Origin of the sequence: Paenibacillus xylanexedens (assembly GCF_007676705.1) — a bacterium.
Lineage (GTDB): Bacteria > Bacillota > Bacilli > Paenibacillales > Paenibacillaceae > Paenibacillus > Paenibacillus xylanexedens_C.
This window is the reverse complement of record NZ_VEBF01000001.1, coordinates 1,034,661-1,049,313: the sequence shown is the minus strand read 5'-3', so window position 1 is coordinate 1,049,313 and position 14,653 is coordinate 1,034,661. Positions and strand designations below refer to the sequence as shown.

17 protein-coding genes, 1 tRNA gene and 1 pseudogene are annotated in these 14,653 nt (G+C 46.5%); 15 read left to right on the top strand and 4 right to left on the bottom strand.

What is annotated here, in order from left to right; all coding sequences use genetic code 11:
- Window positions 1-54 precede the first annotated feature (54 nt).
- On the top strand, window positions 55-1,566 hold the full coding sequence (locus tag FS628_RS04590; RefSeq protein ID WP_313958521.1) for a sensor domain-containing diguanylate cyclase: 1,512 nt from the start codon (window positions 55-57) through the stop codon (window positions 1,564-1,566).
- A 123-nt stretch (window positions 1,567-1,689) separates the two neighbouring features.
- On the opposite strand, the gene FS628_RS04585 is transcribed toward FS628_RS04590, so the two are convergent.
- Entirely contained in the window at window positions 1,690-2,682 is a 993-nt protein-coding gene (locus FS628_RS04585) for a Gfo/Idh/MocA family protein (protein WP_145319430.1), read from the bottom strand.
- 224 nt (window positions 2,683-2,906) lie between these two features.
- Between FS628_RS04585 and FS628_RS04580 the strand changes: the two genes are divergently transcribed.
- Window positions 2,907-2,991 (top strand) — tRNA-Leu (locus FS628_RS04580).
- Between the two features lie 100 nt (window positions 2,992-3,091).
- Here the strand turns inward: FS628_RS04580 and FS628_RS04575 are convergent.
- On the bottom strand, window positions 3,092-3,277 hold the full coding sequence (locus FS628_RS04575; RefSeq protein ID WP_145319427.1) for a hypothetical protein: 186 nt from the start codon (window positions 3,275-3,277) through the stop codon (window positions 3,092-3,094).
- A gap of 159 nt (window positions 3,278-3,436) precedes the next feature.
- Between FS628_RS04575 and FS628_RS04570 the strand changes: the two genes are divergently transcribed.
- A complete protein-coding gene (locus FS628_RS04570; protein ID WP_145319424.1) occupies window positions 3,437-4,585 on the top strand; it encodes a sn-glycerol-1-phosphate dehydrogenase in 1,149 nt (382 codons plus the stop codon).
- A 228-nt stretch (window positions 4,586-4,813) separates the two neighbouring features.
- Here FS628_RS04570 and FS628_RS04565 read toward each other — a convergent pair whose 3' ends face one another.
- On the bottom strand, window positions 4,814-5,410 hold the full coding sequence (locus FS628_RS04565) for a helix-turn-helix domain-containing protein (RefSeq protein ID WP_145319421.1): 597 nt from the start codon (window positions 5,408-5,410) through the stop codon (window positions 4,814-4,816).
- A gap of 439 nt (window positions 5,411-5,849) precedes the next feature.
- Here FS628_RS04565 and FS628_RS04560 point away from each other — a divergent pair.
- The 10 genes and pseudogenes from FS628_RS04560 to FS628_RS04515 form a co-directional block, all read left to right on the top strand.
- Window positions 5,850-6,242 (top strand): annotated as a pseudogene (locus tag FS628_RS04560) (phage holin family protein); the annotation flags it as partial.
- Window positions 6,243-6,527: 285 nt separating this feature from the next.
- Entirely contained in the window at window positions 6,528-6,815 is a 288-nt protein-coding gene (locus tag FS628_RS04555) for a Dabb family protein (RefSeq protein WP_145319417.1), read from the top strand.
- A gap of 173 nt (window positions 6,816-6,988) precedes the next feature.
- Complete coding sequence (locus tag FS628_RS04550) at window positions 6,989-7,450, top strand: DUF86 domain-containing protein (protein WP_145319414.1); 462 nt, start codon at window positions 6,989-6,991, stop codon at window positions 7,448-7,450.
- 10 nt (window positions 7,451-7,460) lie between these two features.
- Window positions 7,461-8,375, top strand: a complete 915-nt coding sequence (locus FS628_RS04545) for a DUF4261 domain-containing protein (protein WP_145319410.1) — start codon at window positions 7,461-7,463, stop codon at window positions 8,373-8,375.
- A 177-nt stretch (window positions 8,376-8,552) separates the two neighbouring features.
- On the top strand, window positions 8,553-8,933 hold the full coding sequence (locus FS628_RS04540) for a YtxH domain-containing protein (RefSeq protein ID WP_145319407.1): 381 nt from the start codon (window positions 8,553-8,555) through the stop codon (window positions 8,931-8,933).
- Between the two features lie 224 nt (window positions 8,934-9,157).
- Entirely contained in the window at window positions 9,158-9,967 is an 810-nt protein-coding gene (racE, locus tag FS628_RS04535; RefSeq protein ID WP_145321401.1) for a glutamate racemase, read from the top strand.
- Window positions 9,968-10,197: 230 nt separating this feature from the next.
- Complete coding sequence (locus FS628_RS04530; protein WP_440131242.1) at window positions 10,198-11,409, top strand: M14 family zinc carboxypeptidase; 1,212 nt, start codon at window positions 10,198-10,200, stop codon at window positions 11,407-11,409.
- Between the two features lie 193 nt (window positions 11,410-11,602).
- Entirely contained in the window at window positions 11,603-11,860 is a 258-nt protein-coding gene (locus FS628_RS04525; protein WP_017689423.1) for a hypothetical protein, read from the top strand.
- Window positions 11,861-12,001: 141 nt separating this feature from the next.
- Window positions 12,002-12,304 carry a heme biosynthesis protein HemY gene (locus tag FS628_RS04520; protein ID WP_036609727.1) on the top strand — a complete coding sequence of 101 codons (303 nt, stop codon included), beginning with the start codon at window positions 12,002-12,004 and terminating at the stop codon, window positions 12,302-12,304.
- Window positions 12,305-12,325: 21 nt separating this feature from the next.
- A complete protein-coding gene (locus FS628_RS04515) occupies window positions 12,326-12,547 on the top strand; it encodes a DUF1450 domain-containing protein (RefSeq protein ID WP_017689421.1) in 222 nt (73 codons plus the stop codon).
- A 99-nt stretch (window positions 12,548-12,646) separates the two neighbouring features.
- On the opposite strand, the gene FS628_RS04510 is transcribed toward FS628_RS04515, so the two are convergent.
- On the bottom strand, window positions 12,647-13,045 hold the full coding sequence (locus tag FS628_RS04510) for a hypothetical protein (protein WP_145319404.1): 399 nt from the start codon (window positions 13,043-13,045) through the stop codon (window positions 12,647-12,649).
- 149 nt (window positions 13,046-13,194) lie between these two features.
- Between FS628_RS04510 and FS628_RS04505 the strand changes: the two genes are divergently transcribed.
- Window positions 13,195-13,476, top strand: a complete 282-nt coding sequence (locus FS628_RS04505) for a hypothetical protein (protein WP_145319402.1) — start codon at window positions 13,195-13,197, stop codon at window positions 13,474-13,476.
- A gap of 175 nt (window positions 13,477-13,651) precedes the next feature.
- Window positions 13,652-14,482 (top strand): aldo/keto reductase, encoded by an 831-nt coding sequence (locus FS628_RS04500; RefSeq protein WP_145319399.1) that lies wholly within the window; start codon window positions 13,652-13,654, stop codon window positions 14,480-14,482.
- Window positions 14,483-14,653 lie beyond the last annotated feature (171 nt).

The following is a 14,653-nucleotide window of genomic DNA, read 5'->3' as shown; positions in this document are numbered from 1 at the left end:
AAGAAGATTAGCCTTACGGCCTTGCTTGGCGGGTTGGTCACCATTTCAGTTTTAATGACATTGACCATCATGGTCATCTCATCTTATACATCTCAGAAGCAATCACTCATTGATAACACCTTGTCGCTAAATTACGCAAGCGCTGTGCAAATGAGCCAAACGCTGGATTCGCTTTTTTATTCCATGCAGGAGAGTTTGAAATATGCAGCCAAATATTTCCCGGATATGGATCAATCCAATACAAAAGAATTGAATTCCACATTGGATTTGGTTCGCAATAGCAGTAATTTTTTCAATTCCGTTTCTTTGGTAGATAAAGCGGGAGTAGTCAGGTCTACCTCACCTTACTCACAGGCTAGCGTAGGTCACCATGTTAGTTCCAATGCAGCAAAAGAAGCAGTTAAATTGAGGGCTTCGTATATCTCCGAAGCGTACCAGACACCCAGAACCAAACGCAGAATTGTATTTGTAAGTGAACCGATCTTTGATTCGGCAGGGGAGTACCAAGGAACAATCGGTGGAAATATCTTTTTACAGGAAAATAATATATTGAGTCTGTCTTTTGGCAGTCAGCTCAAGACAAGTAATGGTTCCTACTTTTTTATTGTGGATAAGAAGGGCACTTTGTTATTTCACCCAAACACCAACCGAATTGGTGAAAATGTCAGTAAAAATGAAGTGGTGCAAAAGCTGTTAGCAAACGAGCACGGTAAAGAACAATACAAAAACCTGGCAGGTGTGGATTCGCTTGCAGGTTATTACAAAGTTCCATCAACAGACTGGGGCGTCGTAATCGTGTCTCCAACACAAACGGTGTACGATCAGTTGAATCATCATATCCGTATGTTGTTACTGTACACTTCAGTGCCTTTCCTGATCCTGACCCTTATTGTGGTTCGGGTTGCACGCAAGCTGGCCAGTCCTTTTGCTATGCTGGCTGATTTGGTGAATCAGGTCGATAAGGGACAAGTGGATCTACCGGTGATGAAGCCTCACTGGAATAGAGAGGCAGACCTTCTCACACGAACGGTTGTTGGTGCATTGGCGAACTTTAGGAAACAGACAAACCAGCTTGTCTATGATGCCAGAACAGATGTTTTAACAGGCATGAACAATCGCAGAACCTTCGAAGAAGTCATCCAGGAATGGATTCAGGATGAGGTGCCGTTCTCCATTATTGTTCTGGATATTGACCGCTTCAAATCCATTAATGATACATTCGGGCATCATGCTGGGGATGAAGTATTGAAACACATTGCCAATATCATTCAATTGTCTGTTCGACCAGAAGATGTCGGTGCCCGGTTTGGTGGAGAGGAATTTGTAGTCTTGTTAAGAAATTCCGAGTCTAACGTGGCTTTTGAGATTGCTGAACGTATCCGAATAACGGTCGAAGAAAGTATATTGCCTATTGATCGTTCCGTCACCATCTCGGCTGGAATTGCTGAATATCCATTGCATTCCACCACGGCAACGGAATTGTTCCACTTGGCGGATAATGCTCTGTATCAAGCGAAGGAAGAGGGACGTAACCGCACGATTACAATCCAGACCGTTATCAAATAAGTAAAGAAGCTGACCCCTAAGAACAAGGGACAGCTTCTTTTGTCTTTTATACGTTTACTTTTTGTGAGAAGCAGGCCCAAAGAAAGATCCTCAGTTGCGTCTTGTGAAATGAACGTATATACGTCATTTCAATGACGATAGAATAGAGTCACATAGCGCCATTGTTCCAATATTATCCTTCGCGCTGGAATGTGGGACAGAATGATTTTGGCAGCATTCAATAAAATGAGCCATTTCACCAACGAACCCACGCAGATAAAGATCACGATAAGCTCCAGACATGGGAGATCCGGAAGAGGTATATACGCTATCTTGTTCCTCGAGAGACTTCCAAGGAAGGCTGGTTGAGCGTCGGGATGGATGAACAGTGAGTGTATTGATCTCTTCAGCAGACGCAAATCCGTTATCGAAGGTCACGAGTACACTTTCGCTTTCTCGTGACCATGCACTCATGCCGGTGAAATAGGCACTACCCACGACGTTATTCTCAAATATAAGGGAAATGCTCTGGTTGATATGTTCCCCATCCTTCACAGTTGTGCCTGTAACCCGTACGGCTTCTCCGAACAGGAAACGCATCAGATCAACCATATGAATGGCAGCGAGCTTCATGAATTGTTCCTCATCCTTGCAAAATGGTGTGCTGTCTACCGCGAACTTCATCTGGAACGAACGCACCTTACCTAGCGAACCTCCATCAATGAGTTCCTTGAGTTTCATATATATGGGAGCATAACGTTTCATGAAACCGACCATGACGACGACGCCAGCCTGTTCGGCAGCTTCTGCTACAGCGGCGGCTTCGGCTGCGTTCCATCCAAGCGGTTTATCCACGTATACATTCTTGCCAGCCCGAATACATTCAAGGACAAGAGTGGTCTGATCTACAGGCTGGGCGACGACAACGACTCCATCACAGGTTTCCAGCTGTAACATAAGCTGAGCGTTGTCATACCCTTTTCCGTTGCTGCCAAATCGCAGCAGAGCTGCTTCAGAGCGTTCGATATTGCGAGTGGCAATGGCCTGGATCTGCCCTCCAGCCTCAACAACAGAAGGATATATATTCGTGGATGCATGAGATCCGGCACCGATAAAACAAAGTTTGGCTGTTTTCAAAGTAGATCTCTCCTTCATTTTTCCGGTTGTATGGTTGGTATATTTGCTTAATGCTACGATAGGATGTTTGAATTTGATATAAAAGGACATATGTCCTTTTCCTGAATGAAATAAAAAAAGAAGTTGCATTTTAATTTTGAACCATGTATACTCTGAATTACGGTAAAACAAGGAATTGCTTCACCGGAACGCTTTTCATCGATGGATGAGGAGATACATATTATGCGGTCGTGGCGGAATTGGCAGACGCGCACGGTTCAGGTCCGTGTGGGCTAACCCCCCGTGGAGGTTCGAGTCCTCTCGACCGCATCAAACAAAAGAAAGGTTCATGAGTTGCTCCAGAGCAATTCATGAACCTTTCTTTGTTTTTTGTAGAATTAGTGTGAATATGCCATTTTGCGCCGACATTCTAATGCTGCCGCTGCCGCAAAATGATTGCCATGATGATTCCCGCAATGGCTCCTGCGATACCGAACAGCGTAACACTGGCAATAACTTCAACGGACTGGAGACGAAACAAAAAAGCGATACCGCTACCAAAGGTGGTTCCGGCGAGAAATCCGAGCGAAACCCCTAATTCTTTCGTTAATTTCATCGATTCACCTACTTGGAAATATGAGATATGGATTTGCAAATGTTGGGTACAGGAAGTAAAGTGTGATCAGGAAAATCATCACATTTTATTTCCTTTTTTCATTTTGTGGTTTTAACCTGTTAATTATGCATGATATCTCATATGGGAGGGTAAGAGCGAATGAATATGAACGAACGAATTGCAGCATGGAATGAGGAAGCGCAGCAGTGTGCTTGTGGACATGAACATCGATTGGTGGATATGTTGATTCATCTGGAAGCTGGGGCCATTCAGAGGTTGCCGGGTTATTTGTCTGAGCGAGGGTACAATCATGTGACGGTTGTTTATGATCGTCATACGTTTCTGGCCGCTGGATCTGATGTACTGAGCAGTATTCGGGAAGCGGAAATTCATGTGGATGAGATCAATCTACCGGAGAATCACACGGGTGATATCGTTGCCGACGAAGCCGCTATTGTACAAGTCATGTTGGGTGTGAACCTGACTAGTGAGGCAGTCATCGCCGTGGGTTCAGGTACCATCCATGATCTGGTGCGATTTGTCTGTTCCAAAATGAACAAGCCATTTCTGTCCATACCGACAGCGGCTTCAGTAGATGGGTTTACCTCTGCAGGTGCACCCTTAATTGTAAGCGGAGTCAAACAGACATTTCAGGCTGTGCCGCCTGAGGCCATCTTTGCCGATCTGGATATTCTGGAGCAAGCCCCCCAAGTGATGACTGCTGCCGGTTTCGGAGATATGCTTGGGAAGTATACTTCGCTTGCAGACTGGATTGTTTCTCGTGAGCTGGGCGGAGAACCGTTCTGTCCGGTCGCTTATCGGATGACAGAAGAAGCACTGAACACCTGTATAGATCATGTACAAGCTATTGCGGAGGGACGAGCTGAAGGGGTGGCTGTATTAATGGATGCGTTAATTGTATCAGGCATCTCCATGCTGATCATAGATCATTCCCGTCCGGCGTCCGGAGGAGAACACCACCTGTCTCATATCTGGGAGATGGACCTGATGCAAGCGGGAGAGAGACCTGTTCTGCATGGTGCCAAAGTTGGCGTAGCTTGTGCATTGCTTACTGTAAAATATAAAGAACTCGCACAGACATCGGGTGAACCCGTGTTTGGCATATACGACCATTTGCCGGAGGCTGCTCAGCTCACCGCTTGGTTGGAACAAGTAGGCGGACCTGTAACTATTGAACAACTGGGTGTAACCCCGGAAATGGTAGAGCATGCATTCACCACAGCACACACGCTTCGTCCTCGATATACCGGTTTGAAATATATTAATGAAGTGTTGAACACGAGGTGAGGATGGTCTTTTAGAGAGATCAGTCATGATGAAATGCATAAACTTAGCTTGAGGAGGGCTGTGATGGCTCTCCTTGGAAGCAAAAGGCGAAGAAGGGTAGATTATCTGACATTTCCGATGAAATAGCCAGAAGACTGCTTCAAGTCCGGGAGAGAAGGCATACGTTTTATGTTAAAAAAGGCTCTGGCCTCCCTAGGGGAGAGCAGAGCCTTTTGGCTGTTCGCTTATTTAGTTGTTGCGACGATCTTTCAAGATGACATCTGCGAACAAAATAGTTTTCGGGATGCGGAAAAATTGCTCCGCTTGTTCCTGAAACGCAGCAGAAGGCAGCGTTCCCTGATGCAGCCATTTGCGGAAAGTGCCGGGATGAACCCCGATCCAGTGGCTGACATCTGTCACCGACAAATCATGGACCATACACAAGCCTGTCAGAATACGGTTACTAACCGGAGAACGGGTCACCGTACGCTTCATGAAGCGAGATGCCTCGGGTTGACATATCACAGGGCTATTACGCACAACTTCTTCATTAAAAAGAATGTGGCGCGGGTAACCGAGTAATTGGCATGTCTTGTCCAAATTGGTACTGCCGGGTATCCGTCCTTCATACACCCACGCACTGACACTGCGTGATGAGATGGAGAGGTCCTCTGCGAGCTGGGATAGCTTGATATCATTGGCCATCAGTACGGCAAGAAGAACACGATTGCGGATTTGACAGCGTGTCGGTTTTCGGAATCGTTTAACACGGACGCCTTTTCCCAAGTATTTACGGTTGATCAGAGACCACGCCTGGATGGAATGTTGTTCTGGTTGATTAGGCATATTTCCTCCGATTTTTTTTAACCAAATACTACAATAAACAACGGGGTACTTTCAAGTGCCGGGTTTACCGGTTACAAATGCGTCAATGCGTCAATTCACGATAAAGAGGGAACTACGAACTAGACCATGCGCAATTGACATCCTAGTATATTCCTAGATTACAATGTTTCACTAAAAATGACGGGTCAAATTGAACGGGAATAAAAATAATATAGTTCTAATTAACCACTAATAGGTCTAAAGAACTTTTATCTAATTTTTGTTGATATGATGCGGTTTATTTCCCTGATTTCCCCAAAAACATCCTCTTTTCTTCATCGGCTTGAAAAAAGGATGTGCACAAATCTGAAATGATAATTCCGCAAGTTCAGCATGACATGTGACCTGTCAAATCTCTTACTTTTACATATATTGTAGGGTACTCAAGTGTAAGGGAGAGGTGAGGAACGTGAGTCTATCTGTGAATACCTTTGCTGCTGTCTCGGGAGCGATTGTTACGTTTGCTTTTGGCGGATGGGATCAACTGCTGAGCCTGCTCGCGGTCGCGATGGCTGTGGATTATATAACAGGTTTGGCGGCGGCTGTGAGGACGGGAACCGGATTGAATAGTAACATTGGATTCTGGGGGCTAGCTCGCAAAGGGCTGATGCTGACCGTTGTCTTGCTTGCCCACCGAATTGACCTGCTCATGGGAACCGATATTATCAAAGGTGGTGCTATTTATTTCTACCTGGTCAATGAACTGATCTCAATTACGGAAAATTATGCAAAAATCGGACTTCCGTTGCCTGGGAAGCTCAGACAGGCTATAGCCGTGTTGAAGAAACAGGAAGGTCAGGAGTATCTGACGGATCGGGAATGGCCCCAACCGCAGCAAAGCCCGGTCAGTATGAAGCAGCAGGCCGAAACAGGACAAACTTCGCAGAATGAATCCGCAAAACAGACGGATGATGGATCTCAAGAGAAATCCGAACCGAAAGGAAACGGTTCGGATTAGTTTTTCTTCTCAAGAGAACGTTTCCAAGTATCCTTTCGTAATAGAGAACGTTATGATATATTTTGAATACACGAAAATTCATTCATTTCTACTATTATACCAAACGAGGTGCTTGCTCAGATGATTAAACATATTGTCCTGTTCAAAATGAAAGATCGTTCAGCAGAAAGTATTGAAGCCGCTGCCCAGGTGCTTCGCAACCTGGAGGGCAAAATTGATGTTCTGATTTCACTTGAAGTAGGCATTGATGTGCTTCGCTCGGACAGATCATTCGACATTTCACTCACAGCAGAATTTGCTTCACTGGAGGACCTTCAGGCGTATCAGGTTCACCCGCTTCATCAGGAAGTAATCAAGTACATGAACGAAGTCAGAGAACAGTCGATCGCCGTGGACTATGAAATCTAATCTGTCATTCACACGACTTTAAAATAAAGGGGACTCTGCATGAGCGATTTAAGAGACGTTATGGAATTTCTATATATTTTTGTTGTGTTTCTAATCGCTTGTCCTGTGATGATATTCTGGCTTAAGCGAAGAGGGAAACGGAACCGATAACTCACTGAACGGGAAGTGAACGAATGTATTATGTGAACAGAGAACAGATTGCCCGCCGGCTAGCTGCTGTACCGGAGGTAGCCGAAGGGCTTCGCCGGGCAGCCCAGGCCTGGGATGGCAGTCTCATGCTGGGGATGGTACAGGAACGTTGTCTTCACCTGGCGATCGAGATTGTTACTGATGTGGGAAGTTATCTGATAGATGGCTTCATCATGAGAGATGCGAGCAGCTATGATGATATTATTCAGATTAATTATGAAGAAAAGGTTTTTGACAATGATACCTATGAGATATTGCGTCAGCTTGTTACGTTACGTAAGCCGTTGGTGCAGGATTATTATAGTTGGGAGCGGTCTGAGCTCCATCCGCTTAGCGTAGAGTTGCCAGGCGTACTTGAACATTTTGCCATCCAGGTTAGCGACTACGTGGAAAAAGAACTTGGTCCTTTCAATACGGCACAAGCCGAGGGACAGCGTAAGGAATGAGGGAAATCGCATGACGAATGAATCAAAAGAATTCAATGAAGTAAATACTGAAAGCAAAGATACAAATGAAATACCTTCTGGATTCCATCCGGTATATATGGTTGAACTTTTGTTTCGGGAACGTCCGGAGGTGGATCGTCTGCGATTGCAGGAAGCTCTGATTCGTCACACAGGACAAGTCCGGCTGGATGTGAAACAAGGGGATGGAGAGCGAGCGCATGAGATGCTGGTCTTCTATCATCTGGACCACAAGGTATCCTTTCAGGAAGGGGATATCCCTGCCCAGACCTGCATGCTTCCTGTCAATGAGATTGTGGATCGTGCACGTTTTGGCGGGGCTTTACAGCAAGCATGGCACTGGCCTGAAGCAGGACAAGTTGTAGAAGCTGCGCGGTACTCCATCCGATTACATGACATGTTCACCGCAGCCATGCCTCGCAAACAGCGTCTGGAGTTGTTCCAGAAGACTGTACTGGCAATCATGGAAAGCCTGACCTGTGATGCGCTATATTGGTACGGCAGTGATAAGCTGGTTGAACCGGAAGCATATACGCAAGCTCAGGAACGTGAGGAACATCTGTATGCAGCCATGAACGTTCGGATGTATCAGGCGGGTGGTACGGAAGAACAACGCGAATTAGTTATGGATACGGTAGGGTTGTCGGCACTGGGTGTACCTGATGTACAGTGTCACTTCGTCGGTCTTGATCCGGATACGGTTGCCCAGACCTTACTGGGTGCGGCGTATTACATATTTGATCAGGGAGATGTTCTGCAGGATGGACAGACGTTGGGTTCTTCCGGCGGACGACGCTGGCGTTGTGAGCATCAGGCGGCACTGATCGCACCAGGGCGATATGTCATTGATTTGGACCCGGGAGATGAGCATGCGGCGGCTGATCTGGAGCCTGCTCGTCAGACCTGATTGAGCGAAGATAAAGCTGAAAAGAGAACTGTTCAGATTTTTTTGTTATCTGGAGTGTCAAGTCAAGCCTGTGCTGCTTATAATGCATCAACAGAGTAGGCATTCGCCCGGATGGGTGAGCGACAGGCCGTTGCTTCTGATCCGGTACTTAAACGAAAGTAAAGGGAGAGATGTGACGTGAAGGATTCTAACAAAAGTTTGTTGTGGGGAGCTCTTATCGGCTCTGTAGTGGGTTCGGTAACAGCGTTACTGCTGGCACCAAAATCAGGACGCGAACTTCGTCAGGACATTACGGAAGGTGCTCGTCAGGTATCGGAGAAAGGTCAGGAACTCGCTGGCAAGGTTGGAGAACAGAGTTCACAGATCGTATCCAAGGTCAAAGAGACCGCAGATGTTGTGATTCAGGATATTCAATCCTGGCGTAACTGCGCTGAAGGCAAGGAAATTCGCATATCGGCAGTCATCACAGAACCCGATACGGACAACAAAGCAGCAGATGAGTCCGGAATCGACATTGTAGCGAAGCTTCCTGCGGATGAGTCCAAGGACGACAACTAAGCAAAGTTTGGGATAAAGCAGGCTTTCCTCGGGTTTAGAGGAGAGCCTGCTTTGTTGTGTGTCCACACGGTGTGGACACAGCACGCGGGATTTTATTTGAACCCTGTTATAAAATCGGGTAAGATGTAGGTACCTTTTTGCCGGAATGTTCATACGGTAGGAAGAAAGCTTTGTGGAACAATCATTATCAGAACCAATTCAATGAAGAAGGAAGCGGTGTGTTCGTGCAGCAAGCAATCGCTATATTAGACTCCGGTGTGGGTGGATTGACCGTCGCCAAGGAAGTGATGCGTCAGCTTCCGCGGGAAAAGATCATTTATTTTGGGGATACTGCCCGAACACCGTACGGACCCCGTTCGTCCGAACAAGTGAAACAATTTACGGAACAAATCGTTGATTTCTTGATCCAGTTCGATCCGAAGGTTATCGTTATCGCCTGTAACACAGCGACAGCAGCTGCGCTGGAGTATATCCGTGCCAAGGTGAATGTGCCTGTCATTGGTGTTATACATCCGGGGGCGCGGGCAGCAATCACAGCGACACGTACAGGACGCATTGGTGTGATCGGTACGGTGGGTACCATTGGGAGTGGGGCGTATACATTGGCGCTCAAGCAGTTGTCCCCCTATATCGATGTGGTCAGTCAGGCTTGTCCGGCGCTCGTGCCGTTGGTGGAGCAAGGTGAATTTCGTTCCGAGCACACGACACATACGGTGGAGCAATCATTGGGTGAGATCAAACAACAGCCGATTGATTGTCTTATTCTGGGTTGTACGCACTATCCTTTCCTTATGGACACTATTCAGGAGGTTATGGGACAGGAAGTGAAGCTAATCAGTTCGGCAGATGAAACGGCGCGGGAAATCAGTACGATTTTATATGATAAACGGAAACTGGCCAGCGGGAATGAGACCCCGGTGCATCAATTTTTCTGCACTGGTGACCCGGGCATGTTCCAGAATATCACTCGTCGATGGTTGGGAGAGCAGATCTCCAAGACCCCTGTGGTCTGGCAGGTTACGCAATTACCATAGTTATATGCAAAAGTATGTATGAATAGGACTTATAATTAAAGTATATTGCCTGTGACAATATCCCGGAACTGTGATGTTCCGGGATTTTTTGTCATGTTTCTGCATCGACAGGTGATGGAACATGATTGATGTCACATGACGGACAACCGGGGCTGCATATATATGTTATAGACACGAAATTGGGAGAACCCGACAGGAGGCCTGCCTTTTCCTGTGGAAAGGAGAACAACATGGAACTGCAGTGGATCATTGTTCAGCGGGGAGATACAATGCCGCGAATTGCGTCAGCACACCATATGACCAAAGAATTACTTGCTGCTCTGAATCCGGAAGCTGCCTCCCAGCCTTACCTGCTTGCAGGTCAGATGCTGCGTATTGTCCCTGGGACAGGTCGCAGGTATGCTGTCCCACCTGGAGAGAGCGTAGGGGGGATTGCAGGGCGCTTTGGTTTGGATGAAGAGGACTTGCGTCGGGCCAATCCTGAAATTGCCAATATAGCTGACTGGGTTGGTCGCTGTATTCATATTCCGGCTTCCAATGGAAAAACTATTGTCAAGATTCAGGGAGAGTATGGTTATCGAGAATTAATCAGGGATATAGACCGGCTGGAGAAGCTTTACCCGTTTGTTGAGACGGGCTCGATTGGAACAAGTGTCATGGGGAAGTCACTGCCTTATTTGCGGATCGGGCAAGGGCAGAGACATATTCATGTTAACGCTTCCGTTCATGCCAATGAGTGGCTGACAACAGCAGTTCTGATGAAATTTATCGAAGAATATGCCCAGGCGTATAGCACGCATAAGGCATGGCATCAATTCCAGACAGAACGCTGGATGCAAGAGACGACACTCTGGGCAGTGCCGATGGTTAATCCGGACGGGGTTGAGCTGGTTCAGGAAGGTGTGGTCAATCAGCACCCGCATGCACAGCAATTGTTAGCCTGGAATGCCGGCAGATCGAATTTTACCCACTGGAAGGCCAACATTAGAGGGGTGGATCTGAATGATCAATTTCCTGCCCATTGGGATGAAGAAGCAGCGAGAAGGGGTGTGTCCTCGCCTGGTCCCCGGGATTACGCAGGCACAGCGCCTTTGACAGAACCGGAGGCGCAGGCGCTAGCACAATGGACCCAGCAGCACGCATTCGCTGCGGTCGTATCCCTGCATAGTCAGGGTCAGGAGATCTACTGGAACTATCGTGATCTGGAACCGAGAGAAAGTGCGCCGCTGTCGCGCAGGCTTGCCAAAGCTTCCGGCTACAAAGCAGTGAAGCTCGGCGGAAGTGATGCCGGATACAAAGACTGGTTTATTCAAGATTTCGGTAGACCAGGCTTCACGGTGGAAGTTGGATTGGGTGTTAATCCGCTTCCGGTAGAACAGTTTGATGATATCTGTATAGAAGTGGGAATGTTGCTGGCTGAACTGTTATCCAATGGACAATGAGGCAAGGTCCCTGATTATGAAGGTGTGAAACTTAACGGTGGATTATTCGTATAACAGGAACGGACGCTGTGAGCGACGTTCCGTTTTTTATTTTTTAATTCACATGTTACATCATTCGTTCTGAATGGTTCTTGAAGGGGTAATGATGTGCGTGTCGTTATGGCGACCTATATAATGTTACGGAGGGATTCAAATGAAGTGGAGAAGACTGCTGTCGTTCAAACGATGGACACAAGTTTTCAAAAGGCTCCCCCGGTTGCTCCGGGCTCCGCAGATTCCTTTGGGAGAAAAGCTGTTGTTTATTATTCCAGCCCTGTTGTACTGGGTACTTCCGGACGTAATGCCGTTTATGCCCATAGATGATATCGGGGTCACTTTGATTCTGATGAACTGGTTTGTAAGCCGTGCAGAACGCAAATATCCCGTGCTTCAGGAGGGCGCACCTTCTTGATTGTGATCAAATGGATAGGTTTAACATTGAATTCGCGTCAATGTTATTGCGAAGAGCGGTAACTTTCTTTACAATAGATGCTGTAGTTTAAGAATGCTGAAATTGTTGAAACCAGCAATTACAATATAGGAGATGAAGAGAATGAACTGCAAAATTACGCGTAATGCGGCTAAAGTATTGAAGCTTGAATTGGACAAGCCGGAGAACGAAGGAAAAAAACTGCGCGTTGTCATCACACATGCACATGGTGACCATGCTCACTACGGTCTTGATATCGACACACCAAAAGAAAATGATACGGTTGTATCTACCGATAAAGAGATTGATGTCATTCTCGCGAATGATCAGCCTCTGTTGAACGGTGTTAAAATTGACTATCTCTACTTCCCGGAAGAGGGATTCGTCATAACGAATCCGTCCCAAGGCAATCACGGCGACCACTAAGGGCGCGAAGAAGGGGAACTCATGGCTAACGATATCCGCGTATGCGAAAAGTGTAATCATGTCCGACTAAAATCGATTGTGCCCAAGCTGCAAAAAATGGCTCCAGATACGGAGATCAAGATTGGGTGCAAATCTTATTGCGGTCCTTGCGCGAAACGTGCGTTTGTCTTTATCAACGGTCGGTACATTAGTGCTCCGACAGAAGAAGAAGTGCTCGCCAAAGTCGCAAAGTTCGTCAAGTAATAGGATATAACAAGGTAAGTGGGGAAAACTGTCCACAGACCGGAAAGGAGGGGCTGCGAGCCTCTCTTTTTTTGTGTTTGGGTAGCGTGAAAGGATGTGTTACTCCATAGCACCTTTGACCAATTCAGTAATTTGGAAGGAATCTTCTTGAATTTCAATGGCAATGACGGTAGTATCTTTTTTTAGGAAATGTACATTTCCAAGTCGTTCTTCCTCCAATTCTACCCAACCTGTATCCGCTAACTTCTGAAAATAATCCATTGGCGTGTATAGTCCTTGCTCACCCCCAATATGTTTCAGCTCATACTTAACACCTTCTTTAAGGGTGGGATGATCGGAATAAGCTATGTTTTCAATAAGTTTTGCATTGGTTGGAACCGGGATGTCTGGATTCATGGATGACTCTGTATATCCTTCTATCTCGTATGTTGCAGGAGTGCAGCCTTGTACCCAAATGAGCAAGGGCAACATGCAAAGTGTCAGTAATATTTTCTTCAAATGAATTCCTCCTGATTCGGCATGATTATCTAATAAACGTAGCCAAATCAACTAAAGTTACAATAAAACACAACAGAGGAATAAGGAAGGCTTGTGTTATCCATCCTAAAGGGGTAACAGGAACATGATAATCCCAAGGAGGAATACTCATGCCGAAGCGTTATGATTCCAGTTTGCAGGCTGATACCACCGTATCTCAGGCGCAAAATGCGGTGAACAAGCTTCATTATGCTGTATCTCAGGCGATGTCTCATCCGACGGCACAGACCATTGCACAGGCGGAACGACGTTTGGCACATACGGAGCAGGCGATGCATCAAGCAGAGCTTTCGCTCGGAGGACAAGGTGTTGAGCTCGCAGAAGAGATGTTCATCGAGGAGAAGAGAAGATTGAATTCAATCCAGAGTCAGCACGGTCAAGGGAATCAATAACGTTCCTGTTCACACCAGAACCCGCAGGCAGCAATGCTTTGCGGGTTCTTCATGTCTTTTGCAAGCACTCCCGATCCATGGGTCTTCTTCGACAAGTATGTCGAATGTTCGCTTAAAATTCTGTGAGAAGGTTAATAGAACAAGAGCAGGCAAAATTCCATACGGGAGGTACAGAATGACAAAACATATAACAGATTGTACGATTCTGAACAACGGAGTAACGATGCCATGGCTAGGATTTGGAACATATAAAGCAAAAGGCAAGGAAGTGCAACAGGCGGTCGAGACGGCTTTGGAGGTTGGATATCGAAGTATTGATACCGCGTCCATCTATGGCAATGAGGAAGAAGTGGGACAAGCGATCGCAAGCAGTGGCGTTGCCCGTAACGAACTGTTTGTGACAACTAAGCTCTGGAATGAGGATCAGGGTTTTGATTCAACGTTGAGGGCATTTGAAGCCAGTCAGAAGGCACTTGGACTGAATGTGATTGATCTTTATTTAATTCACTGGCCTGGCAGAGACCAGTACAAAGAGACGTGGAGAGCATTCGAACGTCTATATAGCGAAGGAAGCATCCGTGCAATTGGTGTGAGTAATTTTCAAGTTCACCATCTGCGCGAAATCATAAATGAAGGTGGTACGGTGCCTGCGGTGAATCAGGTAGAATTGCATCCGGGCCTGATTCAACAGGAATTGCAGGATTTCTGTGGGGAGCAGGGGATTCAACTGGAAGCTTGGAGCCCGATTATGAAAGGCAAGCTGAACCAAGAGTCGACGCTTAAGGCGCTGGCCCAGAAATATGGGAAAACACCGGCACAGATTATTCTGCGTTGGGACATTCAGAATCGGATTGTGACGATTCCGAAGTCGGTTACCCCTGAGCGTATTCGTGAGAATGCGGACATCTTTGACTTTGAATTAACACCAGATGAGTTGAAACTGATTGATGCGCTGGATTCGGATAAGCGAACTGGACCACATCCCGATCAACTCTTTTGGGATTGAGTGGGTAGGCGCTAATTGAATATAAGTGTTTGATGATAAGTTAGTGGGGGTTCCGGTTACGAATCGTTCTTCGTGGGTTTAAGATGTAAGTATAATCGGTCACGCTAAGACACTGCGTGTGCAGAACAATCTTTCGATCGCCGTTATCCCCAGATTTTTTTTGAAATTTCT